Annotated in this window: 22 protein-coding genes; 12 read left to right on the top strand and 10 right to left on the bottom strand. The window is 69.9% G+C overall.

Annotated features, from left to right (window positions below):
* Both AW272_RS05480 and AW272_RS40375 read left to right on the top strand, forming a co-directional pair.
* Positions 1-3,219, top strand: a complete 3,219-nt coding sequence (locus tag AW272_RS05480) for a carbohydrate-binding protein (RefSeq protein WP_083958040.1) — start codon at positions 1-3, stop codon at positions 3,217-3,219.
* A gap of 10 nt (positions 3,220-3,229) precedes the next feature.
* Entirely contained in the window at positions 3,230-5,320 is a 2,091-nt protein-coding gene (locus AW272_RS40375; RefSeq protein WP_083958039.1) for a ThuA domain-containing protein, read from the top strand.
* Positions 5,321-5,419: 99 nt separating this feature from the next.
* Here AW272_RS40375 and AW272_RS05470 read toward each other — a convergent pair whose 3' ends face one another.
* Both AW272_RS05470 and AW272_RS05465 read right to left on the bottom strand, forming a co-directional pair.
* Entirely contained in the window at positions 5,420-7,396 is a 1,977-nt protein-coding gene (locus tag AW272_RS05470; protein ID WP_245657202.1) for an LCP family protein, read from the bottom strand.
* Positions 7,397-7,494: 98 nt separating this feature from the next.
* Positions 7,495-8,346 (bottom strand): neutral zinc metallopeptidase, encoded by an 852-nt coding sequence (locus AW272_RS05465; RefSeq protein ID WP_169807495.1) that lies wholly within the window; start codon positions 8,344-8,346, stop codon positions 7,495-7,497.
* 435 nt (positions 8,347-8,781) lie between these two features.
* Between AW272_RS05465 and AW272_RS05460 the strand changes: the two genes are divergently transcribed.
* Complete coding sequence (locus tag AW272_RS05460; RefSeq protein ID WP_066361498.1) at positions 8,782-9,651, top strand: LysR family transcriptional regulator; 870 nt, start codon at positions 8,782-8,784, stop codon at positions 9,649-9,651.
* Positions 9,652-9,799: 148 nt separating this feature from the next.
* Entirely contained in the window at positions 9,800-10,651 is an 852-nt protein-coding gene (gene folP, locus AW272_RS05455; RefSeq protein ID WP_066361497.1) for a dihydropteroate synthase, read from the top strand.
* Here the strand turns inward: folP and AW272_RS05450 are convergent.
* Positions 10,634-12,055 (bottom strand): pyridoxal phosphate-dependent decarboxylase family protein, encoded by a 1,422-nt coding sequence (locus tag AW272_RS05450; RefSeq protein ID WP_066361496.1) that lies wholly within the window; start codon positions 12,053-12,055, stop codon positions 10,634-10,636. The two genes, folP and AW272_RS05450, sit on opposite strands and share 18 nt — an antisense overlap.
* Positions 12,056-12,153: 98 nt before the next feature.
* Between AW272_RS05450 and AW272_RS05445 the strand changes: the two genes are divergently transcribed.
* From AW272_RS05445 to AW272_RS05430, 4 genes are all read left to right on the top strand, one after another.
* Positions 12,154-13,065, top strand: coding sequence for an NHL repeat-containing protein (locus tag AW272_RS05445; RefSeq protein ID WP_066361492.1), 912 nt, complete (start codon positions 12,154-12,156; stop codon positions 13,063-13,065).
* A 130-nt stretch (positions 13,066-13,195) separates the two neighbouring features.
* Complete coding sequence (locus AW272_RS05440; RefSeq protein ID WP_066361490.1) at positions 13,196-14,371, top strand: sensor histidine kinase; 1,176 nt, start codon at positions 13,196-13,198, stop codon at positions 14,369-14,371.
* On the top strand, positions 14,368-15,003 hold the full coding sequence (locus tag AW272_RS05435; RefSeq protein WP_174551795.1) for a response regulator transcription factor: 636 nt from the start codon (positions 14,368-14,370) through the stop codon (positions 15,001-15,003). Before AW272_RS05440 ends, AW272_RS05435 begins: the two co-directional genes overlap by 4 nt.
* A 141-nt stretch (positions 15,004-15,144) precedes the next feature.
* Positions 15,145-16,419 (top strand): transporter substrate-binding domain-containing protein, encoded by a 1,275-nt coding sequence (locus tag AW272_RS05430; protein WP_083958038.1) that lies wholly within the window; start codon positions 15,145-15,147, stop codon positions 16,417-16,419.
* Here AW272_RS05430 and AW272_RS05425 read toward each other — a convergent pair.
* A complete protein-coding gene (locus AW272_RS05425) occupies positions 16,350-17,693 on the bottom strand; it encodes a sensor histidine kinase (protein ID WP_066361487.1) in 1,344 nt (447 codons plus the stop codon). The genes AW272_RS05430 and AW272_RS05425 overlap by 70 nt on opposite strands.
* Positions 17,683-18,357, bottom strand: a complete 675-nt coding sequence (locus AW272_RS05420; protein WP_066361485.1) for a response regulator transcription factor — start codon at positions 18,355-18,357, stop codon at positions 17,683-17,685. Before AW272_RS05420 ends, AW272_RS05425 begins: the two co-directional genes overlap by 11 nt.
* Before the next feature lie 120 nt (positions 18,358-18,477).
* Between AW272_RS05420 and AW272_RS05415 the strand changes: the two genes are divergently transcribed.
* Genes AW272_RS05415 through AW272_RS05405 form a run of 3 tightly spaced genes read left to right on the top strand, consistent with a single transcriptional unit; the run spans position 18,478 to position 21,573 of the window.
* Positions 18,478-19,521 (top strand): LolA family protein, encoded by a 1,044-nt coding sequence (locus AW272_RS05415; protein ID WP_066361484.1) that lies wholly within the window; start codon positions 18,478-18,480, stop codon positions 19,519-19,521.
* A complete protein-coding gene (locus tag AW272_RS05410; RefSeq protein ID WP_066361482.1) occupies positions 19,518-20,441 on the top strand; it encodes an ABC transporter ATP-binding protein in 924 nt (307 codons plus the stop codon). The genes AW272_RS05415 and AW272_RS05410 overlap by 4 nt, the downstream gene beginning before the upstream one ends.
* Positions 20,428-21,573 (top strand): ABC transporter permease, encoded by a 1,146-nt coding sequence (locus AW272_RS05405; protein WP_245657201.1) that lies wholly within the window; start codon positions 20,428-20,430, stop codon positions 21,571-21,573. The genes AW272_RS05410 and AW272_RS05405 overlap by 14 nt, the downstream gene beginning before the upstream one ends.
* 4 nt (positions 21,574-21,577) lie before the next feature.
* Here the strand turns inward: AW272_RS05405 and AW272_RS05400 are convergent, their stop codons facing one another.
* Together AW272_RS05400 and AW272_RS05395 are read right to left on the bottom strand one after the other, a co-directional pair.
* Positions 21,578-22,321, bottom strand: coding sequence for a YcnI family copper-binding membrane protein (locus tag AW272_RS05400; RefSeq protein ID WP_066361481.1), 744 nt, complete (start codon positions 22,319-22,321; stop codon positions 21,578-21,580).
* A gap of 45 nt (positions 22,322-22,366) precedes the next feature.
* Positions 22,367-22,909: a hypothetical protein gene (locus AW272_RS05395; protein ID WP_066361479.1), complete on the bottom strand. Its 543-nt coding sequence runs from the start codon at positions 22,907-22,909 to the stop codon at positions 22,367-22,369.
* 261 nt (positions 22,910-23,170) lie between these two features.
* Between AW272_RS05395 and AW272_RS05390 the strand changes: the two genes are divergently transcribed.
* The gene (locus tag AW272_RS05390; RefSeq protein ID WP_245657200.1) at positions 23,171-23,683 is read left to right on the top strand and encodes a hypothetical protein; all 513 of its coding nucleotides are present in this window, start codon (positions 23,171-23,173) and stop codon (positions 23,681-23,683) included.
* Here AW272_RS05390 and AW272_RS05385 read toward each other — a convergent pair.
* Genes AW272_RS05385 through AW272_RS05375 form a run of 3 tightly spaced genes read right to left on the bottom strand, consistent with a single transcriptional unit; the run spans position 23,610 to position 25,967 of the window.
* Entirely contained in the window at positions 23,610-24,413 is an 804-nt protein-coding gene (locus AW272_RS05385; protein ID WP_066361478.1) for an ABC transporter ATP-binding protein, read from the bottom strand. The two genes, AW272_RS05390 and AW272_RS05385, sit on opposite strands and share 74 nt — an antisense overlap.
* Positions 24,413-25,192, bottom strand: coding sequence for an ABC transporter permease (locus AW272_RS05380; RefSeq protein ID WP_066361475.1), 780 nt, complete (start codon positions 25,190-25,192; stop codon positions 24,413-24,415). Before AW272_RS05380 ends, AW272_RS05385 begins: the two co-directional genes overlap by 1 nt.
* On the bottom strand, positions 25,185-25,967 hold the full coding sequence (locus AW272_RS05375; RefSeq protein ID WP_245657199.1) for an ABC transporter permease: 783 nt from the start codon (positions 25,965-25,967) through the stop codon (positions 25,185-25,187). Before AW272_RS05375 ends, AW272_RS05380 begins: the two co-directional genes overlap by 8 nt.
* Positions 25,968-26,008: the final 41 nt, after the last annotated feature.

Genomic DNA, 26,008 nt, shown 5'->3' with positions numbered 1-26,008 from the left:
ATGTCTCGACCTCACCTGCGGTCGCGGGCGTTATTCGCCCTGACCGCGCTCATGGTGACAACGGGCGTCGTCGCGACGCCCCAGAGCGCCCACGCGGCCGACATCCCGGCCTCGGACTATCAGCAAGTCGCGCTTGCCACCGGACCTGGCGAGCTCGGTGAGGCGATGTCCCTGGCGGTGCTGCCGAACCGCTCGGTGCTGCACACCGCCCGTGGCGGGCAGCTGCGGATCACCGACGTCAACGGCAACACCTCCCTCGCGGGCACCCTCAACGTGTACACGCACGACGAGGAGGGCCTCCAGGGCGTGGCGGTCGACCCCGGCTTCGCCACCAACCGCTACATCTGGCTCTACTACTCGCCCCGGCTGAGCACCCCGGACGGCGACGCCCCCACCACCGGTGACCAGAACACCTGGAACACCTGGAAGGGCCAGTTCTACCTGTCGCGGTTCACCCTGAACACCAACAACACCCTCAACATGGCCAGCGAAGTGATCACCCTGCGGGTGGACAACGACCGCGGCCAGTGCTGCCACGCGGGCGGTGACATCGACTTCGACGCGGCCGGGAACCTCTACCTGACCACGGGTGACGACACCAACCCGTTCGAGTCGAACAGCTACAGCCCGCTCGACGAGCGCACCAACCGCAACCCGCAGTTCGACGCGCAGCGCTCCTCCGGCAACACCAACGACCTGCGCGGCAAGGTCCTGCGCATCAAGCCGGCCGCCAACGGGACGTACACGATCCCGTCGGGCAACCTCTTCGCGCCGGGGACGGCGAACACCCGTCCCGAGATCTACGCGATGGGCCTGCGCAACCCGTTCCGGATGAGCGTCGACAAGGCCACCGGCATCGTCTACCTGGGCGACTACGGCCCGGACGCCGGCGGCGCGGACGCCAACCGGGGCCCCGGCGGCCAGGTCGAGTTCAACCGCATCACCTCGGCGGGCAACTACGGCTGGCCCTACTGCACGGGCAACAACACCACGGCCGAGACCTACAACGAGTACACGTTCCCGAGCGGTCCGTCGCAGGCCAAGTACAACTGCGCCACCGGTCCGACGAACAACTCCTTCCGCAACACCGGCCTGCAGACCCTGCCCGCGCCCCGCGCGGCCTGGATCCGCTACGGCGGCGAGGCCGGCGGCCCGGCGGAGTTCGGCGGCGGCTCGGAGTCCCCGATGGGCGGCCCCGTCTACCGCTACGACGCGAACAGCACCTCGACGGTCAAGTTCCCGCAGTCGCTCGACGGCCGCTTCTTCGCCGGTGAGTACGGCCGCCGCTGGATCAAGGCCATCGCGGTCACCAGCTCCGGCGGCGTCGGCGAGATCAGCGGCTTCCCGTGGACCGGCACCCAGGTCATGGACATGGCCTTCGGCCCCGACGGCGCCCTGTACGTCCTCGACTACGGCACCGGCTCGGGCAACCAGGCCCTGTACCGCATCGAGTACATCGGCGGCGCGAACCGCAACCCGGTGGCCAAGGCCGCGGCGACGCCGACCTCCGGTGTGGCCCCGCTCGCGGTGACCTTCTCCTCGGCGGGCTCGTCCGACCCCGAGGGCTCGGCGCTGACCTACTCGTGGAACTTCGGTGACGGCACCACCTCCACGGCGGCCAACCCGAGCAAGACCTACACCGCCAACGGCACTTACAACGTGACGCTGACGGTCCGCGACAGCGGGAACCTGACGGGCACCGCGAACGTGACGATCACGGTCGGCAACACCGCCCCCACGGTCACCCTGAACACGCCGGTCAGCGGCGCCCTGTTCAACTTCGGCGACACGATCCCGTACTCGATCTCCGTCAGCGACCCGCAGGACGGCTCGATCGACTGCACCCGGGTGAAGTTCACCTACTTCCTCGGCCACGACAGCCACTCGCACCAGATCACCTCGAAGAACGGCTGCTCGGGCACCATCACCGTGCCGTCCGACGGTGAGCACGACGCCGCCGCCAACATCTACGGCGTCTTCACCGCCGAGTACACCGACAACGGCGGCCTGACCAGCACGGTCACCCGCACCCTCCAGCCCCGGCACCGCCAGGGCGAGCACTGGGGCGCCCAGAACGGCGTCCAGGTGGCCACGCACGCGGCGGCCGAAGGCGGCACCACGGTCGGGTTCGTCGACAACAACGACTGGATCTCCTTCACCCCGTACAACCTGACGGGCGCCACCTCCTTCGTCGCCCGGGTCTCCTCCGGTGGCGTCGGCGGCACCCTGGAAGTGCGCGCGGGCTCGGCGACCGGCACCCTGCTGGGCACCGCCACGGTCGCCAACACCGGCAGCTGGGACACCTTCACCAACGTCACCGCCAACCTGACCAACGTGCCGACCGCGACGACCACGCTGTTCCTGGTCTTCAAGGGCGCCACCGGCCAGGGCAACCTGTTCGACCTCGACGCGTTCACCATCAACGGCGGCACCAGCCAGCCGCCCGCCGGGACGATCGAGGGCGAGGCGTTCACGTCGAACTCCGGCGTCCAGACCGCCGGGCACGCCGCCGCCTCCGGTGGCCAGACCGTCGGCTACATCGACAACGGCGACTGGGCCGGCTACTCCCAGGTGAGCACGTCCGGGAAGACCTCCTTCACGGCGCGCGTCTCCTCGGGCGGCCCCGGCGGCACCATCACCATCCGCTCCGGCAGCCAGACCGGCACGGTCCTCGGTACGGTCGCCGTCGCGAACACCGGCAGCTTCGACACCTTCGCCAACGTCTCCACCACGCTCAACGGCAACGGCACCGGGGCGCTGTTCCTCACCTTCACCGGCGGTTCCGGCGCGCTGTTCGACATCGACACCTTCTCGCTGGGCAGCACTCCGCCGCCTTCGACGACCGTCGAGGGCGAGGCGTACACGTCCACCTCCGGCGTGCAGCAGGCCGTGCACACCCCGGCGTCGGGCGGGCTGACCGCGGGACACATCGAGAGCGGCGACTGGGCGGCCTACAACCAGGTCACCGTGAACGGCGCGACCGGCATCAGCGTCAAGTACTCCTCGGCAGGACCCGGCGGGACCATCGAGGTCCGGGCCGGATCGGCGACCGGCACCGTGCTCGGCACGGTGGCCATACCGCCCACGGGCGGCTGGGAGACCTTCGCGACCACCTCGGCGAGCCTGATCTCCGGGTCGGCCACCGGTCAGGTCGTGCTCCGCTTCACCGGCGGCTCCGGTGCCCTGTTCGACGTCGACACCTTCACCATCCAGAAGTGAGGTGAGTCAAATGAAGCGCTTACTCATGGGCGCGGTCGCCGCGGCGGCCGTCCTCGCCTCCACGCTCGTGCCGACGGCGGCCAACGCCGCCGACCCGGCCTACCAGGTGCTCGTCTTCTCCAAGACGGCGGGCTTCCGGCACGACTCGATCCCGCAGGGCATCGCGGCGATCCAGTCACTGGGCTCGGCCAACAACTTCACGGTCACCGCCACCGAGGACGCCAACGCGTTCACCGCAGGCAACCTGGCCAACTTCAAGGCCGTGGTCTTCCTGAGCACCACGGGTGACGTGCTGAACGGCACCCAGCAGACCGCGTTCGAGAACTACATCAACGGCGGCGGCGGTTACGTGGGCGTCCACGCGGCGGCCGACACCGAATACGACTGGGCCTACTACGGCAACCTGGTCGGCGCCTGGTTCCAGAGCCACCCGGCCATCCAGACGGCCACCGTCCGCACCGAAGACCGGGCCCACGCGGCCACGTCCCACCTGGGCGCGACCTGGTCCCGCTCGGACGAGTGGTACTCCTACCGGACCAACCCGCGTAACAGCGCGAAGGTCCTGCAGAACCTCGACGAGGGCAGCTACTCCGGCGGCGGGATGGGCGACCACCCGATCACCTGGTGCAAGACCGTCAGCAACGGCCGCAGCTTCTACACCGGCCTCGGCCACACCCAGGCCAGCTACAGCGAGACCAACTTCCGGACGCTGCTCCTCGGCGGCATCCGGTACGCGGCCGGCTGGGCCAAGCAGGACTGCCGGGTGGAGACGGGCTACACCCCGATCTACAACGGCTCCACCACCGGCTGGTCGCAGGCCGGACCGGGCAGCTTCACCAACACCGACGCCACCCTGAAGTCGACCGGCGGCATGGGCCTGCTCTGGTACTCGGCCAAGGAGTACACCTCGTACTCGCTGAAGGCCGACTGGAAGATGGACGGAGACGACAACTCCGGCATCTTCGTGGGCTTCCCGAGCTCGACCGACGTGAACTCGGCCGTGAACAACGGCTACGAGATCCAGATCGACTCGACCGACACCGCCGACAAGACGACCGGTTCGATCTACGGCTTCAAGTCGGCCGACGTCACCGCCCGCGACGCCGCGCTCAACCCCCCGGGCGCGTGGAACACCTACGAGCTCCTCGTCGAGGGCGAGCGGCTCCGCGTCTACCTCAACGGCCGCCTGATCAACGACTTCACCAACACGGTGGCCAACCGTTCGCTGGCGCAGGGCTACATCGGCCTGCAGAACCACGGCACCGGCGACGACGTGTCGTTCCGCAACGTCCGCATCAAGGAGCTGGGCGGCAACCCGCCCCAGCAGCCGACGACGATCGAGGCCGAGTCGTACACCTCGAACTCGGGCGTGCAGCCCGCCGGTCACGCCGCCGCCAGCGGCGGCACCACCGTCGGCTACGTCGACAACGGCGACTGGGTCGGCTACGCCAACTTCTCCACCGCCGGGAAGAACAGCTTCACCGCGCGGGTCTCCTCGGGCGGCCCCGGCGGCACCATCACGATCAGGGCGGGCTCCCAGACCGGCACGGTGCTGGGCACGGTCAACGTGCCGAACACCGGCAGCTGGGACACCTTCCAGAACGTCACCACCTCGCTGAACAGCAACGCCTCCGGCCCGCTGTTCCTCACCTTCAGCGGCGGCTCGGGCGCCCTGCTCGACGTCGACACCATCACCCTGACCACCGGCTCCACGCCGACGCAGACCACGGTCCAGGGCGAGGCGTTCACGTCGCAGTCGGGCGTCCAGACGGCCGCGCACGGCCCCGCCGTCGGCGGGACCACGCTCGGCTTCATCGACAACGGTGACTGGGCCGGCTTCAACCAGGTCACCGCCAACGGTGCCACCCGCATCACGGTGCGCTACTCCTCGGGGGGTCCCGGCGGCGCCATCGAGGTCCGCGCGGGCTCTGCCACCGGAACGGTCATCGGCACCCTGTCGATCCCGAACACCGGCAGCTGGGACACCTTCCAGACCGTCTCCGCCAACCTCACGAGCTCGGCCTCCGGCGCGATCTTCCTGAGGTTCACCGGCGGATCCGGATCCCTCTTCGACGTGGACCAGTTCGTCCTGGAGAAGTAACCGCTCCACGGATCCAGGGCCCCGGGCGCCGCTTCAGCGGCCCCGGGGCTTTCCGCTTTCAGGAGGCCGGCGCCACACCTGGCGGAGGTGAAGCGCCGGTCAGAACCCGCAGAGCTCCGCGAGGGACTTGTCCTCGGTCGCCTGGGAGTTCGGGGTCGGCACGTTCGAGGGCCTGGCCGCCGTCGGGGTGGGGGACGGCGCGGTCGTGGCCGGCACGCTGCCGCTCGGTGACGCGGTCACGCCCGCCTGGACGGGGGCGACGCCGCCGTTGGACTTGCGGATGGCCGTGGCGACCATCTTGTGGATCTTCACCCAGTCGGCGCTGCCCGGCCAGATCTGCGGCGGGACGAACTGGGTGCTGGTGATCTTGGCGTTCTTCACCTTCAGGCCGAGCGTCACGAGGTGTTCCAGCAGCGGGCGGGGGATGTCGGTCCTGAAGAGCCGCTTCGCCGCCGACACGATCTTCGTGAAGTTGGCCAGCACGACCGGGGGCGACGCCTGCTGGGCCAGGGCGCCGATCACGCAGCGCTGGCGGCCCATGCGGGAGAAGTCGTCGCTGCCGACGCGGGAGCGGCCGTACCAGAGGACCTGCTCGCCGTTCAGGACGCGCCTGCCCGCCGGGATGGTGCCGGCGGTGCCGTAGACGCCGCCGTACTTGATGTCGGTCTGCACGTTGATCTCAAGGCCGCCGATCGCGTCGACGAGGGCGGCGAAGCCGTACATGTCGACCATGGCGTAGTAGTCGACGTGCAGGCCGAGTGTGGTGCTGATGGCGTCCTTGAGGGCGGCGGGGCCGCGTACCCCCAGATTGGGGTAGTCCTCGGCGTACTGCCAGACCTCGTTCAGCAGGCCCCCGTTGGGGAGCTCGGCGCGGAAGCCGCTCGGGAACTGCTGGTTGAGCGGGCTGTTCTTGCTGAAGTGGACGTGCTGGAGGTTGCGCGGCAGCGCGAACAGGATCGTGTTGCCGGTCTGGATGTTGACGCTGGCCACCTGCATCGAGTCGGTCCGCACGCCGACCCGGTTGCCGGCGGCGTCACCGCCGATGAGCAGGAAGTTGACCCGCTTCTTGCCGTTCCACGGGTCCTCGGCCTTGATGGGCACCGACGTGGGGTTGCCGGCTTCCGCGTCGGAGGGGAAGGCGTCGAGCAGGTCCTGCGCGGCGTTCACCGTGGTCGCCGCGAACGCGAACGGCGCCATGACCGCGACGCACAGCGCGCCCACCGCGATGCCCGACACGATCTGCCCCCGTTGGGGCAGCCGGTCGGGTTGCAGCGAGACGTAGGACATGAGCACCAGCGCGAACCACGCCAGCGCCAGCACGGCCGAGCCGACCAGGACGGTCGTCAGCGTGCTCTCCCGGACGGCCGAACCGATGTTCCCGAGGATCCCGATGCCGAACACGACGGCCGCGATGAGGACGAGGCCGAACGTGCCGAGGAAGATGAACCCGAGCTTGCGCCGCCCGCTGCGCAGGTGCGCGGCGCCCGGCACGATCGCCGACAGGGCGGTCCAGCCGATGATGCCGCCGGTCGTGAGCGGCCTGCCGAACTTCGGCGACCTGTTCCCCGCGCCCTGGGGTCGCTGGGCCGGACGCTGGGGCGGCAGGGGGGAGGACTTGCGCGGCGGTCCGGGCCGGGTGACCTCGTCGTCGCCGACGCGCTGCTCGGCGGGCGGGCCCTGCACGGCCGGGGGAGGCATGAACTGCGGCTGCCCGGCGTTCGGGGGACCGCCCACGTGGACGCCCTCGTCCGAGTTCTTCGGGGGACCGCCCGCGTGCGCGCCACCTGAGGCGGCACCCCAGACGTGGACACCGCCGACCGGATTGCCGCCCTGCTGACTGTCGGAGTTCGCGCCCGGACCGGCGTTCTTGGGTACCGGGTCCGGCTGGGGGCCGGCGGTCTTCGGGATTGCGGCGAATGACCCGGTCTGCGGCGGCACAGAAGGTTCTGCGGGCGGTTGATGGTCTTCGTATGTTTCGTCGGCGACCCCGCCGGGGAAGTCCTCGGGGGACTTCTGGGGGCGCTTACGGGTGCGTCTCTGACGTGACTCGTCACCCGCGGCTCCCCCACGACGCATGGTCAACCGCTCCTCTGCTCGTTATTGCCCCTGCGATGCCCAGGGATTCTAGCTCTCAAATCTGGACAACACTGAACACATCCGGAAAGAAGGCTTGTCTAGGAGACCTTCCCGGCCGGTGTCGTCCACGTGTTGCACCGGCCGGTGTGCTGCTTCTGCCACCCCTGCCGGAACCAGACACCGTTGTTCGGCGGCGATCCGTGGTCGCGTGGACGGCCTCGCTGGTCGCCGAGATTCCCCCAGAACGCGAACAGGTCGCGTCGCCGTTCCGCCGGAACCGGGTAACTCGGCGCGACGGCCCGCATGAACATCCCGGCGAAGCAGTTGGCCTGGAGTTCGAGCCGTCTGCTCAGCGCCAGCCGCTGGGTCTCCGACGCGGCGGCGAGCGTCCTGTCCCAGCGCGCCTGCGCGAGACCGCTGAGCTGCTGGACGTGGTGGCCGTACTCGTGGCTCATCATCGCCGTGTAGGTGCCGTGCCACGTGGAGATCCGCGCGTAGCCGGTCGACTCGCCGTTGCCGTTCGCCATGGCGCCGGTGGAGGCGTACACGGACATGGTTCGCGGGCAGTAGTACGGCGCCGCGCTGTCCGCCTGCGGGAAGTCCCCGCACGGCCCCCGCCCCTCGCCCGGCGCGATGACCCACTTCGGCGGCTCGAACGGGATGCCGGCCTTTCCGAGTGCGGCCTGCCAGGCCTGGTCCATGCACGTGGCCGTCTTCAGGATGTGCGCCTTGATCTGGTCGTGGTCGAACACGTCCGCGCGCCCACCAGGGCAACGGGTGCGGGGGAGCGAGCCCGCCGAATAGACCGTGTTCTCCTTGAGCGACGTGTCGAGCGGCGCCCGCTGTTCCTGTACGGCCTTCTTCACGCCCCCTTCTGCGCTCTGCGGTCGTCCGGCGGGAGACGACGCGTCACTCATCGCCGCGCCGACGATGAGGAACACGAACGCCACCGCGACCAATCCGAGGAAACCCCCCGCGATCGCACCCGCACTCGACCGGCGGCGTGGCCGCCAGTGCTCCGGCAGACGCCGGGGCGGCCCGTAGGGCCCCGCGGGCGGTGGCCGCATACCGGGGGCGAATCGGGGACCGGGCGGCGGTCCTTGGTACGGGGGGCGCCGTCGTCCCGGGGAGGGCGGGGGCGCGGGCGGCGAAGGGTACCCCTGCGGAGGGTGTGACGGGCCCTTCGAACCGTATGGGTGGCGGCCGGGAGGCGGTGGAAACGGCTGCCCCAACTCGTTGACCCCCTCGGTCCAAGAATGGGCAGAACAATACTGATTTCACACTCGTCACGGATGTCGCACCAATCCGGCACTACGGGTAATCATCCGAGGTGATCTCTGCGATGTACCGGATTCGGATGCCTCGTCTGCCCTAGCGTCTTTGGCATGAATCTGCAACAGCTCCGCTATGTGGTAGCCACCGCAGAGCACCGCACGATGACCGACGCCGCGAGGTCCCTCTACATCGCTCAGCCCGCGCTCTCCCGAGCGATCCGGGACCTCGAAAGGGAGCTCGGCATGACGCTCTTCGCCCGTTCCGGGCGAGGGGTCGTCGTGACCGCGCAGGGGCGCCGGGTCGTCAAACTCGCCCGGGAGGCGCTCGACGCCGTCCGGGAGATCGAGGCGCTGGCGACCCAGTCGCACACGTCGGGTGCCGAACTGCGCATCGCGTCGACGCCGAGCCTGGAACCGGGGCTCGCGGGTCGCCTGTTGCCCGCCTATGTGGCGGAGCATCCGGGGATCCGCGTGCACATCGTCCGCTGCGACGGGCGGGACAGCGTCGTCACCGCCGTCCGCGAGCAGCGGGCCGACCTCGGGTTAACCGACCTGCCGGTGCCCACCGACCTGGTCAGTCACCCGCTGGAGCGGCAGGAGATCGTCCTGATCTCGCCGCCCGGCCTCGACCTGCCCGACCCGGTGCCGATGAGCAAGCTCAACGGCATGCGGCTGGTCCTGCCCGGCCAGGGCAGTCCGCGCCGCCGGGAGTTCGACCAGATCTTCACCTCGTACGGAGTCCGCCCCATCCCCGCGCTGGAGTCGGACGAGAGGGCCAAGTGGCTCCCCGCCGTACGTGAAGGTCAGGCCTCGCTCCTGTGGTACCGGGGCATGGCCGAGCAGGCGGCCCGCGCCGGCCTGGTCGTCCGGTCGCTCGACCCGGCTCCGAGGAAGATCATCGCGATCGTGCACGCCCGCAAGCGACTGCCCGCGACCGCGCTCGACTTCGTGACCCTGGCAGAAGGAGGATCCGCCGCATAAACGCTTGGACCGTTCCAAATCCGACTTGTCGGATTAGTGGGCCGGCCCTGTGGGGGCACTTCTGGATCGGCCATTTCCCGAAGCACCACCCGCAGTCCGGAGATCACGCTGGAAGATCACGGGAGGGCGCGGAGTAGGCTCGCTGACGATGTCTACTCTGCGCCTTCGCGGCCGTGTCTTCGGTCCCGGCGACCACGCGATCATGGCCGTGGTCAACCGCACCCCCGACTCCTTCTACGACCGGGGCGCGACCTACGGCTTCACCGCCGCCCTCGACGCCGCCTCCCGCCTGATCAGTGAGGGCGCCGACATCGTCGACATCGGCGGCGTGAAGGCGGGACCGGGCGACGACGTGGACGTGGCGGAGGAGATCCGCCGAGTCGCCGACCTCGTGGCGGCCGTCCGCGAACGCCACGACGACGTGATCATCAGCGTCGACACCTGGCGCGCCGAGGTGGGCGAGGTCGTCGCGGCGGCCGGAGCCGACCTCCTCAATGACACGTGGGGCGGCGTCGACCCCGGTCTGGCCGACGTGGCCGCCAAACACGACATCGGCCTGGTCTGCGCTCACGCCGGCCGCGTCGAACCGCGCACCCGCCCCCATCGGATCGCCTATGACGACGTGGTGGGCGACGTGGTGTCGTACACGACTGATTTGGCGGCGAAGGCGCTCGCCGCGGGGGTTTCGCGGGACAGGATCCTGATCGACCCCGCCCACGACTTCGGCAAGAACACCTACCACTCCCTGGAACTCAGCCGCCGTCTCGACGAGATGGTCGCGACCGGCTGGCCGGTCCTGGTGGCCGTCTCGAACAAGGACTTCGTCGGCGAAACCCTCGGCGGCCTGCCCGTCGACCAGCGGCACGCGGGCACCCTGGCCACATTGGCGATCTCGGCGGTGCAGGGCGCGCGGGTGTTCAGAGTCCACGACGCGGCCTCGGCCCGGAAGGTCCTGGACGTCGTCAGCCGGATCCCCCCGGCGTCAGCCGTAGATCACTGACAGGAACCTCAGCAGGATCGCCTCCCGTGTCTTCGCCGGGAGGGCGTCGAGCACCGCGTTGACGGCGGCCATCTCGGGCTGGTCGCGGGAGGTCAGGTCGATGCCGACCGAGGCGGCCAGTTCGACGAAGGTGGGGTCGTCGAGTGCGTCGAGGTCGAGGGACGCGATCAGCTCGGGCAAGCCCTCGGGGACCACCGCCGGGCCCTGGACGCGGGCGGCCTCCGCCGACTCGGCGATGACGGCGAGCATCTCGTCGACGCGCTCCAGCGTGACGCCGGTGACGGTGATGTGGATGTTGGCGGGGATGCCGGCGTAGGAGAGCTGCGGCTGGAGGAACCAGCCGCGCTTGCGGGCCTGGTCGGCCAGGACGAACACGTCCACTTCGGGGGAGCCCGCGATGGCGACCAGAGCGGCCTGGGGGTTGCCGAGGACGCGCAGGCCGGGGATCTTGGCGGCGCCCTCGGCGATCCGCCTCGTCGCTTCCAGGGTGGTCCGGCCGAGCTCGATGTAGCCCTCGCGGCCCAGCGCGTGCAGGGTGCCCCAGGCTCCGCCGAGGGGGCCGGCCGAACGGGAGCTCTGCACGGTGGCGTTGATGATCGTGTAGCCGGGCCAGGCGGCCGAGGCGAAGTAGGCCTTGCGGCGCAGCGCGGCGTCCTTGAACAGCAGCACGGAGGCGCCCTTGGGGGCGTACCCGAACTTGTGCAGGTCGCAGGAGATCGACGTGACGCCCGGCACGGACAGGTCGAACGGGGGCACCTCCGCCCCCGCCTCCCGCAGCCACGGCAGCAGCCAGCCGCCCACGCACGCGTCGACGTGGCAGGGGATGTCCCGGGCCGCCGCGATGGCCGCGACCTCCTGGACGGGGTCGATCACGCCCTGCGGATAGGAGGGCGCCGAGACGACGACGAGGACCGTCTCAGGCGTGATGGCCTTCTCGATCTCGGCCGGGTCGACGGCGTAGGTGCCGAGGTCGACCGGGACGGCGACGACCTCCACCCCGAGGTAGTGGGCGGCCTTGTGGAAGGCCGGATGCGCGGTGACCGGGACGACCATCTGCGGCTTGCCGACCGGACGGGCGTCGCGGGCCGCCTTGACCGCCAGCATGATCGACTCGGTGCCGCCGCTGGTGAAGATCCCCGGTGCGCCCGGCTGGCCGAGTTCGGCCGCCACCGCGCTCACGACGTCTTTCTCCAGGGCGACCATGCTCGGGAACGCCGTCGGGTCGAGCATGTTGACCTCGAGCATGCCCGCGTAGACGGCGGCGCCGGCCTCGTGAACCTCGGGGCGGCCGGTGTCGTACACATAGGCGGTGACCTTCCCGCCCCGGACGGGGAGGTCGGCCTCCTGAGCCTCGGCCAGCCGGACGAGCAGTTCCTCAGCGGTCACGCCGTGATGGGGGAGCATCGCGACATTTTATGTAAATCACATGGGGATTGCGTTAGACCCTGGGCCCAGGGCACAGCGGACAGTTGTCCGTTCCGACGACAGATGGGATCCGTTTCATGCGAGTGGCAGCCTTCGTTGCCGGTCTCTTAGCCGTATTGGTGGCGGCTCCGCCCGCCGTCGCCTCGACGGCACCCAAATATCCGACCACGTTCTCCCTGCCGGACGGCTTCCAGCCCGAAGGCATCGCCGTCGACGAGGGGCGGTCGGCCTACTTCGGATCGCGGGCCACCGGGGCCATCTTCAAGGTCGACCTGCGCAGCGGGACCGGGAAGGTCATCAACGCGGGACCGGGGACACCGTCCCTCGGTCTGAAGGTCAAGCGCAACCGGCTGTTCGTCGCGGGCGGCACCGGCGGGAACGCCCGGGTGCTCGACGCGCGGACCGGGAAGCTGCTGAAGACCTACACGCTGGCGACCGGGACCTCGTTCGTGAACGACGTCGTGCTGACCCGCGACGCCGCCTATTTCACCGACTCGACCAACCCGTTCCTCTACAAGCTCGACCTGAGCCGGTGGGGAAGGCTGCCCGCCGAGGCCACCAGGATCCCGCTGACCGGGGACCTCGTCTACACGACCGGCATCAACGCCAACGGGATCTCGCAGACGCCCGACGGGAAGGCGCTGCTGGTGGTCCAGTCGAACACCGGGAAGCTGTTCCGGGTCGACAAGAAGACCGGGGTGACCAAGCAGGTCGACCTCGGGACCGAACTCCTGACCAACGGCGACGGGCTGCTGCTGGAGGGGCGCAGGCTGATCGTCGTCCAGAACTTCCTGAACACGGTGACCTGGGTCGAACTCGACCGGCGCGCGACGAAGGGCACCATCGAGCGCAAGGTGACCGACCCGGGCTTCGACGTCCCGACGACGGTCGCGGCCTTCAAGGATCGCCTCTACCTCCCCAACGCCCGCTTCACGACCACCCCGACCCCGACGACGACCTACAACGTGGTGTCCATCAAGCGGCACTGACCGTGGCTCACGACGTCGGCCTACAGCGCGGTGGCCGTCAAGGGGCGTTCTTCGCCCTTATGGCCACTACGCCCGCTTCGTGGGACCTCATGCGTGGCCACCAAGCGGTCATGGGCGGCACGATGGGGCCATGGCGACTGATGTAGCCGCGGCTGTCTGCGACTGGGAGGACGACCTCCGCCGCGCGGGCAGGGCCGCTCCCGTCGAGCTTTCCGTGATGTTCCGGGTGGGTGCGCCGGCGCTCGCCCTGGCTTTCACGGCCGGGGCGGTGCCGGCCGCCGCGCTCGCGCCGCAGCCCCGGATCATCGGCATCGTGCTGGTGCTGGTCTCGGCGATTCCCTGGGGGCGCTGGCTCGTCAAGGGGGACGACGGGCCGACCTGGTGGTTCGCGGTGGCGGTGCTGGGGCCGCTGGGGGCCGCCGCGCTGATCGGGCTGGACAGTCCGGTCGCCTCGCTCATGCTGCTGGCGGTCGGACTGCTGCTGGTAGCGCTGAACGTCGGGTTCGCGCCCTTGCCCTTGGTCGCAGGGGTCACCGGGGCGACCTATCTGGTGACTCTCGTCGTGCTGATCGGCGCGCCGCCGGTCGTGCTGGTGGCCGCGCATCTCGGGTTCGCGCTCACCCTCGCCGCCGCGTATGCCGTGCGGGTCAGCCACAACTCCAGCCGGCTCGTCGCCCAGGCCCTGGAGGCGCTGGCCCTCCAGCGGGCCGCCGACCAGCGGCGGATCATGGCGCAGGACGTCCATGACGTGGTCGGGCACACCCTCGCGGTCACCATGCTCCACATCACGGCCGCCCGGATGGCCATCAAACGAGAGAGGTCAGCGGACGCCCTCGAAGCGCTGGAAGAGGCCGAACGTCACGGCCGGGCGAGCCTGGCCGACCTGCGGCGGCTGGTGAAGGTCCTCCGCTCGGGTGAGGAGTCGACGACCTCCCCGCAGCCGGGGCTCGCCGACGTCGAGGCGCTGGTCGAGAGTTTCCGCGTCGCCGGTTCTCCGGTGGAGTTCACGCTGTCGGTAGACGGGGTGGCGGTGGTGAACCCGGGGGCGGAGCTGGCGGCGTACCGGATCGTTCAGGAGGCCCTCGCCAACGCGGTCCGGCACGGAGCCGGGGCGGCCCGGGTGGCGCTGACCGTGGCCGGCGGCGACCTCTCGGTGGAGATCGGCAACCCTCTCGGAACCCTCAGGGACAACGGGCCGGGCAGCGGACTGGCCGGCATGCGCGAACGGGCCGCCGCCGCCGGAGGCGAGTTCGACGCGGGGATCCGCGACGGGCAGTGGCTCGTGTCGGCGAGGATTCCAGCATGATCACCCTGCTGCTGGTCGACGATCAGCCTCTGGTACGCGCCGGTCTCCGCCGCATCCTCGAACCCGAGGGGACCTTCACGATCGTGGGGGAGTGCGACGACGGCGACCAGGTGGTCGACGCGGTCGCCCGCTGGAAACCGGACGTCGTCGTCATGGACATCCGCATGCGACGCGTCGACGGCGCGGAGGCGACCAGACGGCTCTCCGGCGCGGCGAAGGTGCTCATCCTCACGACCTTCGACGACGACGACACCGTGGCGGCGGCCCTCGGCGCGGGCGCGGCCGGTTTCATCCTCAAGGACGCCCCGGGAGAGGACATCGTCCGGGCCATCACGATGGTCGCCGAAGGCGGATCGTGGCTAGACCCCCAGGTGGCCGGGCCCGTTCTGACGGCCTTCCGGCGGGTGGCTGTCAGGGAGCAGAAGGGCCGCTCGGCGGCGGCCCAACTGACGCAGCGGGAACGCGACGTCCTGGCCCAGGTCGCCCGGGGCGCCACCAACACGGAGACAGCGGCGGCCCTACACATCTCCGAGGCGACGGTGAAGACCCACCTGGGCAACATCCTGACGAAACTCGACCTCAGGGACAGACCGGCCGTCATCGTGTACGCCCACGACCATGGCCTAACCTGATTAGTCCGACTATTTGCGGATAATGAGGCAAATGGCCGTCTCGTCTAGAAATGACCTATTGTGAACTGAGCAAGATTGCATTAGTGGCGACATCGGCTAAATCTCCGGACGGCAAACGGGCCATGTCAGTACCCTCCCCTCGTGACCCTCAATCAGGACAACAGCGATCAGTCACGTGGACGCTTTCTCGCCGGAGAAATCCTGTGGGTCGCGCCGGCCCTCGCCGTGTCCCTCTTCCTGGCCGTGCTGGTTTTCAGGGGGACGAGCACGGAAACACTCGCCCCGGCGGTCGGCACGCTGCTGGCGGCCGTGGCGATCGTGGTTGCCCTGCTGATCTACCGGCTTCAGGCAGCACCCGGCGGCCGGGCCCGCGGCCTGTTCACCTTTGTCGGCCGGCGCTGGCACATCGTGTCCTACTTGGTGTCAACCTCTCTTGTCGCGGTGACGGCCTTCGGCGTGCCCCTTCCGAATCTCCGCGACGAGTTCCTGGCCGGCTCGAACCCGAGGGCTGAGGACTACCTGGCCAAAGGCAAGACCGTGAGGATCGGCATCAACGGCCGTCTTCCCGGGTGGAGCCACCGGGAGAGCCCGACGGCGCGACCGGCGGGATTCGACATCCAGCTCGCGGACTATCTCGCGAAGGAATACGGTTTCATTCCGGAGTTCGTGGACCTGACTCAGGACGAGCGCCGGCGTCAATGGGACGGCAGCCCGGAGAAGGCCGGTAAGGAACCCGTTCACCTGGTGATATCCACGTTCTCGATAACACCCCCCAGGCTTCGGGAATTCGATATGGCCGGTCCCTATTATCTGGACGTCACCACGGTGTGGAGGAACGCCAGAAAAGATGAGTACGCGGCAGACGGGATAGCCCGTGGTTGCGCGGTCGCGGGCACCACGGGAGCGGAACAGATGATCGCTTGGGTCAAGCAGAGAGACCAGGCCCGCCCCGGCGTCACCCGGATGGACGACTCGTTCACCCAGTTGGTGGACTGTGTCTCCCGATTCTTCGATCCCGCCGGGAAGTTCTCCTACATCGCCTCCGACTGGAGCATTCTGCGAGCCTTCGATCCCGCCGCGAAGATGTACGCGGCGAACGGTGACAAGGAGATCGCCGATCCCCAGCAGCCGCAGGAAGGCCAGATGGAGCAGTACGGGATCGCCTTTCCCGACGGTTTTCCCGACGTGTGCCGATCACTGAGCGAGAAGATCGACGCCTTCCTGCTGGAGGACGGGAAGAACAGCGAATGGGACCGCTTGGCCATGAGGAGCCTGCGCAACCGGGGCGTGGTCGTTCCCGGCTGGCACCGGCCCGCCAAGAGCAACCGCGACTTCTGCGCGACGGTTCACACGGGGAGCCGGACCGTCGCGATCAAGCCCGGTTCCGCGTCGCCCAGCTTGATCGTCCCGCCGTGAGCCTCGACGACCTCCCGGGCGATGGCCAGCCCCAGCCCCGTCCCCCCGTCGTCGCGCGCCCGCGCCGTGTCCAGCCGGGTGAACCGGTCGAACACCCGCTCCCGATCCTCCTCGGGAATGCCCGGCCCGTCATCGGTGACCGTGACGACCGCCCAAGGGCCGGCCTTCCAGAGCCCCACGCCGACCTTGTCGTGACCGTGCCGGACCGCGTTGTCGATCAGGTTGACGAGCACCCGCCCCAGATCCATCTCGGCCCCGATCACGACGACGGCCTCGGCGGGGATGTCGGCGTCCAGCCCGTACCGGGAAGCGGTCCGGGTGACCAGCCGCCCCAGCTCCACAGGCTCGTGCCGGAGCGCCCGGCCTTCGTCGAGCCGCGCCAGCGCCAGCAGGTCTTCGGCCAGCTTGGAGAGCCGCAACGTGTCCTCAAGGACGCCCTCGGCCGTCTCACGCCAGTCCTGCCCGTCAGGGTGACTCAACGCCACCTCGAGCTGGAGCCGCATGCTCGCGAGCGGACTGCGCAGCTCATGCGCCGCGTCGCTCACCAGGGCCCGCTGCCGGGAACCGGCCTCTTCCAGGCGGGCCAGCATGTCGTTGAGCGTCATCGCCAGCGAGTGCACCTCGTCGTTGGCCTCGGGCACCGGCAGCCGCCGTGACGGCGACGTCCCGGTGATCTCCGTCGCGCCGCGTCTGAGGGCCCCGATGGGGCTCAAGGTCCGTCCGATGATCACCCAGGACGCCCCTGCGAGCAGGACCAGCAACAACGGCGTCCCGAGCAGCAGCACGTGGCCGGTCGCCTTCAGGGACCGTTCGATCTCGGAGAAGGAGCGGGCCGTCAGCACGGTCACGCCGTTGTCCGCGCTCATCACCGTGATCCGCAGCACGGCCGGAATCCCGTAGGGCCGCCCGTCCAGGAACTGGGGCTTCCCCGTGTCCGCCGCGCTCTTCCGGGAACCCGACGGCAGCAGCGGGACCAGCCGGTCGGTGGACGGCGTCGCCGCGGTGATCCGCCCGTCCTTGTCGATGACCTGCACGATCGTCGCCTTCGTCGGGACGATCTCCCCGTCGAGCCGCCCGGCGTCGGACAGCGCCACGATCTCGCGGGCCCGCGAGGTCACCTCGTCGTCGATCGTGTTGATCAGTGACCGGCCCAGGACGTTCACGAACACCCACGCCGCGACCCCCAGGCCGAGCCCGAGCGCGGCGGTGGCCACCACGGTCAGCCGGACCCGCAGGCTGCGCCGCCGCCACCACCGGAACGGGTTACCCGCCATCGCTGGCCAGCCGGTATCCCGCGCCCCGGACCGTCTGCACGGCGCCCCGGCCGAAGGGCGCGTCGATCTTGCGGCGGAGATAGCCCACGTAGACCTCGACCACGTTCGGGTCGGTGTCGTAGGTGTCCCACACGTGCTCCAGGATCTCGGCTTTGGAGACGACCTCGTCCGGGTGCCGCAGCAGGAACTCCAGCAGCGCGAACTCGCGCGGCGTGAGGTCGATCGTCTTCTCCGCGCGCCGCACCAGCCGCCGCGCCGGGTCGAGCGTCAGGTCCCCGGCTCGCAGCACCGAGGGCCGCCGGCCGCCGCCGCGCCGCAGCAGCGCCCGCAGCCGGGCGACCAGCACCACGTAGGAGAAGGGCTTGGTCAGGTAGTCGTCGGCGCCCAGGTCGAGGCCGTCGGCCATGTCGTATTCGCCGTCCTTGGCCGACAGCATCAGGACCGGCACCCAGTTCTCCGCCTCCCGGAGCCGTTTGCACACGTTGTAGCCCGACAGGCGGGGCAACATGATGTCGAGCACGACGATGTCGTACTCCCCGGTCGAGGCCAGGTGGAGGCCCTCTTCGCCGTCGTGGGCCAGGTCCACGGCGAAACCCTCGGCGCGCAGGCCCCGTTGCAGGGCCGCCGCCATCCTTCGTTCGTCCTCCACCACCAGCACGCGCATTTCCCCATTTTGCGGGTTCTGACCTGTGGTTCGGCTGAGAGCGGTCTCAGCACGTCTCAGTCTCCCCACAGGGCCGGGCGCGCATGGTGGGGGCACGTCCATCAGATTGGAGGACATGAGATGTTCACCAGAGCACGCGTCGTGAGGTGGGGGGTCCCGGCCGCCGCCCTGTTGGTGGTGGCGGGCGCCATCGGAGCGGGCCCGGTCATCGCGGCCGTCCAGGGGGAGCCGCAACTGCCGGAACTCACCGCCGACCAGCTTCTCACCGAGGTCGGCGCCCGCTGGGGCGGGCCCGGGTCGATGCCGCCGATGTCCGGCACCATCGTCGAGACCGCCTCGCTCGGCATCCCCGCCCTGCCCGCGGTGCCGTCGGGTCCGAGCCCGCTGGCGCTGCTGTCGGGTTCCCACGAACTCAAGGTCTGGTACGGCTCCGCCGACCAGGTCCGCCTGGCGATCCCCGGTCCCATGAGTGAGCAGAACCTGATCTACAACAAGGGTCAGGCGTGGTGGTGGGACAGCGCGGCCAACACCGCGACAAAGATCAAGATCCCGTCCGGTACGCCTGCTCCCGCGCCCCTCCCCACCGCCGTGACCCCACCCGACGCGGCCCGCCTCGCGCTGGCCATGGCCGAGTCCGACACGGCCGTCAGCGTGGGCAACGACTCCACGGTCGCCGGGAGGGCGGCATACGAGCTGGTGCTGGCGCCGAAGGCGCCGGAATCCCTGGTCCGGGACGTCCGCCTGGCGGTCGACGGCGAGACCATGGTGCCGTTGCGGGTCCAGATCTTCGCCAAGGGCGCGGCCGAACCGGCCTTCGAGGTCGGCTTCGACTCGATCACCTTCGCCAGGCCCGCGCCGGAGAACTTCACCTTCACCCCGCCCCCCGGCGCGAAGGTGACCGAAGGCGATCTGCCCGTGCTCACCCAGGAGCGTCCGCAGATGCCTACCGGCGACCTCGCCGTCACCGGCAAGGGCTGGACCTCCGTCGTGACGCTGCCCTTCGACGCCACGCAGTTCAAGGACAACCCGCTCCTGGCCGGCGCCAAGACCGTCGCCGGCGGCAAGGTGATCACCACGAAGCTGGTGTCGGCCCTCATCACCGACGACGGACGCCTCCTGGTCGGCGCCGTGACCCCCGAGACCCTGGAGAAGGCGGCCGGATGAACGCTCCCGCGATAGCCACGCGGGGCCTGACGAAACGCTTCCCGGGAGGCCAGATCGCCGTCGACGGCGTCGACCTGGCCGTCCCGGGCGGTTCCGTGTACGGCTTCCTCGGCCCCAACGGATCGGGCAAGACCACCACGATCCGCATGCTGCTCGGCCTGATCACCCCGACCGGCGGCACCAGCGCCCTGTTCGGCGCCCCGGCCCGCGCGGCCCTGACGAGGGTGGGCGCGCTGGTCGAGGGCCCCGCCTTCTACCCGTGGCTGACCGGCACCGCCAACCTCCTCCGCCTGGACGCCGCCAACCCGGCGGCCGACGCGTCGTCCGCGAAGCGACGCGTGGCCGACTCCCTCGACCGGGTGGGCCTGACGGCGGCGGCCGCCAAACGCTACAAGGCCTACTCGCTGGGCATGCGCCAGCGCCTGGCCATCGCCAGCACCCTGCTGAGCCGCCGGGACCTGCTGATCCTCGACGAACCCACCAACGGCCTCGACCCCCAGGGCACCCGCGAGGTGCGTGGCCTGATCAAGGACATCGCGGCCGACGGGACGACGGTGTTCGTGTCGTCCCACCTGCTGGCGGAGGTCGAACAGATGTGCACCCACATCGGCGTCATGCGAACCGGCCGCCTGGTCGCCCAGGGCTCGATGAGCGAACTGAGATCAGCCTCGTCCACCCGGGTCGAGGTGGAGACGGTGGACGTGACGGCCGCGACGAAGGTCCTGACCGACCTGGCCCTCGGCGACGTGAAGTCGGCCCCCGACCACGTCAGCGCCGAGATCGGCCGCATGGCCCCAGAACACGTCAGCGACCTGCTGTTCAAAGCGGGGGTGTCGATCCGCGGCTTCCAGGTGATCAGGCCCAGCCTGGAAGACGTCTTCGTCGGCCTGACGGGGGAGGGCTTCGATGTCGACCGATGAGCGGACGGTGGAAGCCAAGACGCCGGTCTTGAGCGGTGACGGTGTGGTGGGCGGGCCGGCGAGCGGCTCGGTTCCACCGGTCTCGGGTGGCGGGGCGACGGCTGCGGCCGGAGCCGCCGTCTCATGGCACGAGAAGGCAGCCGATGCGGGGAGCTCGGGCGCGCGGGATTCGGCCCTGGGCGGTGATCGGCGGGCTGGGGCCGTGGTGTCAAGGCACGGAGAGACGGCCGGTTCCGGGGGCGAGGCTTCGAACCTCGGCGCCGCGACACCGATGGGGGAAGGTCCGGGAGGCGCGCTCAGCGGGGCCGGTGCCCGATCGGCCACGTGGAGGGCGACCCTGCGGCTGTTCCGGTCTGAGGTCGGGCTGATCTTCCGGCGGCCGCGTACCGTCGCGATGCTGGTGGTCGTCGCGGTCGTGCCGGTGCTCTGCGGGGTCGCGATCCGGATCTTCGGGGCCGACGGCGAGGCGCTGATGGCGCAGGTCGCGGGGAACGGGCTCGCGCTGGGTTATGTCGCGTTCTCGATCATGACGCCGCTGATCCTGCCGCTCGTCGTCGCGGTCGTGGCGGGGGACGCGCTCGCCGGGGAGGCCGGGCTCGGGACGCTGCGGTACCTGCTGACCGCCCCGGCCGGGCGCACCCGCCTCCTCGGCGTGAAGTTCGCCGGGATCGCCGCCTTCGCGCTGGCCACGTCACTGGTGATCGTGCTGGCCGCCCTGGTCACGGGGTTGCTGCTGTTCCCGGTCGGGCCGGTCACCCTTCTCTCCGGTACGACCGTCCCGCTGCTCGACGGGCTGCTCAGGATCGGCCTGATCACGCTCTACGTCACGCTAGGCATGATCGCGCTCGGCACGCTCGCCCTGGCCGTGTCGTCGTTCACCGACGCGGCCATCGGGGCGATCGTCACGACGGTCGTGCTGGTGCTGGTCAGCCAGATCCTGGCGTTCGTGCCGCAGCTGGACGTCATCTCGCCCTACCTGCTCACCTCGTGGTTCCAGCGGTTCGACGGGGCGCTCCGCGAACCGCTGGCCACGGGGGACATGGGTCAGGGGGTGCTGGCCTTCGCCGCGTACATCGCGATCTTCGGGTCGATCGCGTGGGCGCGGTTCACGTCCAGGGACATCACCGCCTGACGGGTCAGGCGGTGGGCTTGCGGCGCAGGGCCGCGATCGCGACGCCCACTCCGGCGATGCCCACGACGATGCCGACGCCGCCGATGAGGCGGGCGGTGCCGTCGGAGGTGTCGGCGTGCTCGGCGGCGACCGGGACGGCGGCCACGGCCGGCGCCGCCGAGGCGCCAGGGGCGGCGGGGGCGGCGGCGGGGCTGGCGGCGGCGTGGTGGTCGTCAGCGACGGGAGGAGTGAGCTTCAGGGTCGGGATGGGGTGCTCGGCCTCGCTACCGTCGGTCTTCGGCTCGTCCTTCCAGTCGACGACCTCGCCGCTGCTGTAGGTCTGCTTCGTCGGGAAGTAGAGGTGGTCGGTCGTGGTGGGCAGGCCGCCGAGGGAGACCTCGAACTCCTGGAACTCGCCCGGCTTGACCTCGCCGCCCGTCCAGGTGATCTTCGTGACGGCTTCGGTGATCTCGCCGTACTGGGACTGGACCGGGGTGGGCAGCTTGCCCTCGGTGACCTCGGCCTTCCAGCCGGGGACCGGCTTGACCGAGACGAACGGCAGCGGGGCGTCGACCGGGAAGGTGACCTCGATCTTGGTGGTCGAGGCGTCGTCGCGCTCGTTGGGGACGCGGAAGGCGACCTTGCTGAAACTGCCCTGCGGGACAGAACCGGGCTGGATGCTGACGTGGGCCAGCGCCGGGACGGCGAAGCCGAGGGTGAGGGCGGTCGCGGTCGCGGTGAGTGTCAGGGCGCGGCGGATCATGGACATGACGAAGACTCCACTGGTGTCACAAAGGAATTGGGGGGACGGGTTCTAGATCCCGGCCAGTGGAGGGCCTCTTCTGATGACGGCGTGCCGGAGGGGGCGTACCGAAGAAGGAAGGACGGCGCTCGCGCGGACCCGCACCTGACGCGGCAGCGACGGGGCCGTCGGCGTCTTCAGGATCCGCCAGGCGCCGACCCCGAGCCGCCGCAGCACCGCCCACAGGGCGGCCTCGCCCCGGGCGAGCCACCAGGCGGCGATCAGCGAGGCGGTCAGGTGGGCCAGGACCATCCCCAGCGACACCCCGAGCCCGCCGTGCCCGTGATCGGGATCGGGCAGCGGCCCGATCAGCACCCGCGCGGTCTGGCCTTCGGTGAACAGCTCATGCAACAGGGCCTGTACGGCCACCAGCACCCCGGCGATCACGCCGTGAGACCGCTCGTGACCCGCCAGCGCGTAGGCCCCCGCGAAAACGCCCAGCATGCCGACGCCGAGCGCCCACAGAGTGGGACCGTTGCCCCCGGCGGCCTGGTGCCCGACAGCGGCCAGCACGACACAGACGGCGGCGAACGCGGCGGACCGGACCAGCCTCAATCCCTGACCGGCTGACCCGCCTCGGCTCGAAAGCACAGAAGGACGCCGGCCATCACCTGAAAGCGCGGGCCTGCGGGGACGGCGATCATCGCTGTCCTGGAACGCCACCCCGGCGAGCCCGCGCGGCACTGGCGCAACGGCTGGGATCGGGTGGCTCTTCGGCATGGCGCGCACATCTTCTCACGCTTTGCCGCGATCTCACCCCCGCGCCCAAATCGATCCCGTCAGGAGCAGTGCGATATTTCGGTTTTTGTCGCTAATGTGGCCGCGCGAACCAAGAACGTCTTCGAGGTGGGTGACATGCGGCACTTCTTCGGGCTGCTGGTCGGGATCGTCGTCGCCGCCGCACTGCTGTTCGGCGGGGGGTGGGCCTCGCGCGAGCTGCTACGGGGATCCGTCACCGATGTCGACCCCATCCGCGACACCCGGATGCTGATCGCGCTGGGGATCATGGCGGCCGTGGGTCTCCTCCTCGGGCTGGTGATCGCGGGGCGGCTCTCGCCGCTCGCCGCGTTCGTGCCCTCGATGGTGCTGCTGGCATGGACGGTCGTGTACGCCATCGACGTCTCCCGGGCCACCAGCCTGGCCCCCACCGGCGTCACCCTCCAGAAGGAGATCGCCGAGGCGGGCCAGGGGATGCTGGCGCTGCTGTCGTCCGGGATCTTCGGGCTGCTGGGGATCGCCCTGTTCGTCCCGGTGCTCATGCCGTCACGGTGGGCGGGTCCGCATCGGGAGTACGACGAGGAGTACGAGGAGCAGCCCGAGTACTACTGAGGTAGAGGTGGGCCACCACGTCCTCGATCGACTCCTGGTCGGGGACGAGCGCCCGCAACTCCGCCACGCTCCCGTCGAAGGCCAGCCGGCCGTGGTCGATCAGGAGCACCCGCCGGCAGAGCCGTTCCACGTCGCCCAGGTCGTGGGTGGTCAGCAGGACCGTCGTGCCGCGCTCGGCGTTCAGCCGGGCCAGGAACGACCGGACCTCCGCCTTGGCCACCACGTCGAGGCCGATCGTCGGCTCGTCGAGCACCAGCACCTCGGGGTCGTGCAGCAGCGCGGCGGTGATGTCCCCGCGCATCCGCTGGCCGAGGCTGAGCTGCCGCACGGGCGTGCGCAGGAACGGGGACAGCTCCAGCACCTCGGTCAGCTCGGCGAGCCGCTTCCCGAACCGGTCACGATCTACTTTGTAAAGGTGTCGGACGAGTTCGAAGCTGTCCCGCAGCGGCAGGTCCCACCACAGCGTCGTCCGCTGCCCGAAGACCACCCCGATCCGCCGCGCCAGCGCCTTCCGCTGTTTCGACGGATCGAGGCCGGCGACCAGGGCTCGTCCGTACGACGGCGTGAGGATCCCCGTCAGCATCTTGATCGTGGTCGACTTCCCGGCGCCGTTGGGGCCCAGGCAGCCGACGAACTCCCCGGCCTCGACCCGGAAGGTCAGGTCGCGGACGGCGGGGACGAGGGTGCCGCGCACCTTGAAATCGCGGCCGAGCGAGATGGTCTCGATCATCAGCTTCCCGTCGATCGGTAGCGGCGGATGCCCGCCCGCCAGGCCAGCGCGGAGATTACCGCCAGCGCCACAGCGGCCAGGGGTGAGGCGAACCGCAGCCATTCCGGCAGGCCCAGGGGGTCGGGCTGGTCGAGGATGTACAGGGCGGGCTGCCAGTTCACGAAGGCCAGCGGGATGATGAAGGTCACCCCTCGCACGAGCTGGTCGCCGTAGACCGACAGCGGATACTGCGTCAGCGTGACCCCGCCGTAGGTGAAGGCGTTGGCGATCTCGGGGGCGTCGACCAGGACGAACTGGAGTGCCGCCCCGAGGGTGAAGACCGCCGTGAAGATCACCACGCCGGAGAGGATCATCAGCGGCACGAGCCACGCCCGCGACCACGGCACGACCTGGAGCGACAGGCCCAGCACGATCACCGCCTGGGCCAGCCGGCCGATCCGGTGGGCGCCGAAGCCGTCGGCGGCCATCTGGACGAAGGGGGAGACCGGCCGGATCAGCATGGTGTCGAAGGTGCCGGCCCTGATGTGCTGGCTGAGGCGTTCGATGTTGCCGAAGAGCATGTCGGCGATGGCGAAGGAGACGCCGCTGGTGCCGTACAGGAACATGACCTCGGGGAGCGTGAACCCGCCCAGCGTGGTGACGTGGAGGAAGACGATGCCGATGGCGACGGCGTCGAGTGCGTTGATCGCGAACGAGCTGATGATCGACACGACGAACGAGGTGCGGTACTGCGCGGAGGCGCGGACCCACGTCCAGGCCAGCAGCAGGTAGCTATCCACCCTGCACCACCACCTTGCGCCGGGCCGCCGCCGTCAGCAGCGCGCCGAGGCAGAGCAGGGCGATCGCCCAGAAAAGCTGGAACGCCAACGCCTGCAGGGGTGGCTGGGTGCCGAGCCACATGTCGGCCGGGACCTGCACCATCGCCGCGAACGGCGAGGCCTCCGCGACCGTGCGCAGCCAGCCCGGGAACAGCCCGAGCGGGAGCACCATCCCGCTGAAGAACATGGTCAGCAGGGCCGACAGGGTGTGCATGCCCCGGTCGTCGCTGGTCCAGCACGACGTGAGCGTGACGAGGTAGCGCCAGCCGAAGCTGACCACGATCCCCAGCAGGAACGACGGCAGGAACCAGGGGGAGACCGGCCCCGCCATGGTGAACAGGGCCGCCCCTATGAGCGTGGGCGGCAGGCTGCGGGCGAAGGCCAGGTAGGCGGCCCTGCCCAGATCCTCGGATAGGCTCCACAGCAGCAGTGGAGCGGGTCTGACCAGGTCAAACGCGATATCCCCCGACCTGATCCGGTCGCCGAACGACAGTCCCCGGCCGAACACCTGCATGGGGCCGATGAAGGCCTGGGTGAGGAAGCAGAACGTGACGGCCTGGGTGAGGGTGTAGCCCGCGAGGCCGGGGCGGGCCTCCCAGAGGGCGATCAGGACATAGGCCCGCAAAATGCCGAAAACCGTGTTGGTGAAGGCTCCGGCGAGCGCTGCGGCGAGATAGGTGCTGTGCCGGCGGAAGCCGTATTGGAATAGGCGCAGGTAGAGGACGAAAGCGGTCACCTCCCGGACCGGATCTTAACTCCGGAAGTCACCCCTGCCGA

This window comes from Herbidospora mongoliensis (assembly GCF_001570545.1).
Lineage (GTDB): Bacteria > Actinomycetota > Actinomycetes > Streptosporangiales > Streptosporangiaceae > Herbidospora > Herbidospora mongoliensis.
This window is presented reverse-complemented; position numbering and strand designations above follow the sequence as displayed.

Coding starts and splice junctions, on each gene's coding strand:
- AW272_RS05480 (WP_083958040.1), top strand. CDS start 1: ATGTCTCGACCTCACCTGCGGTCGCGGGCGTTATTCGCCCTGACCGCG.
- AW272_RS40375 (WP_083958039.1), top strand. CDS start 3,230: ATGAAGCGCTTACTCATGGGCGCGGTCGCCGCGGCGGCCGTCCTCGCC.
- AW272_RS05470 (WP_245657202.1), bottom strand. CDS start 7,396: ATGCGTCGTGGGGGAGCCGCGGGTGACGAGTCACGTCAGAGACGCACC.
- AW272_RS05460 (WP_066361498.1), top strand. CDS start 8,782: ATGAATCTGCAACAGCTCCGCTATGTGGTAGCCACCGCAGAGCACCGC.
- folP (WP_066361497.1), top strand. CDS start 9,800: ATGTCTACTCTGCGCCTTCGCGGCCGTGTCTTCGGTCCCGGCGACCAC.
- AW272_RS05450 (WP_066361496.1), bottom strand. CDS start 12,055: ATGCTCCCCCATCACGGCGTGACCGCTGAGGAACTGCTCGTCCGGCTG.
- AW272_RS05445 (WP_066361492.1), top strand. CDS start 12,154: ATGCGAGTGGCAGCCTTCGTTGCCGGTCTCTTAGCCGTATTGGTGGCG.
- AW272_RS05440 (WP_066361490.1), top strand. CDS start 13,196: ATGGCGACTGATGTAGCCGCGGCTGTCTGCGACTGGGAGGACGACCTC.
- AW272_RS05435 (WP_174551795.1), top strand. CDS start 14,368: ATGATCACCCTGCTGCTGGTCGACGATCAGCCTCTGGTACGCGCCGGT.
- AW272_RS05425 (WP_066361487.1), bottom strand. CDS start 17,693: ATGGCGGGTAACCCGTTCCGGTGGTGGCGGCGGCGCAGCCTGCGGGTC.
- AW272_RS05420 (WP_066361485.1), bottom strand. CDS start 18,357: ATGCGCGTGCTGGTGGTGGAGGACGAACGAAGGATGGCGGCGGCCCTG.
- AW272_RS05415 (WP_066361484.1), top strand. CDS start 18,478: ATGTTCACCAGAGCACGCGTCGTGAGGTGGGGGGTCCCGGCCGCCGCC.
- AW272_RS05410 (WP_066361482.1), top strand. CDS start 19,518: ATGAACGCTCCCGCGATAGCCACGCGGGGCCTGACGAAACGCTTCCCG.
- AW272_RS05405 (WP_245657201.1), top strand. CDS start 20,428: ATGTCGACCGATGAGCGGACGGTGGAAGCCAAGACGCCGGTCTTGAGC.
- AW272_RS05400 (WP_066361481.1), bottom strand. CDS start 22,321: ATGTCCATGATCCGCCGCGCCCTGACACTCACCGCGACCGCGACCGCC.
- AW272_RS05385 (WP_066361478.1), bottom strand. CDS start 24,413: ATGATCGAGACCATCTCGCTCGGCCGCGATTTCAAGGTGCGCGGCACC.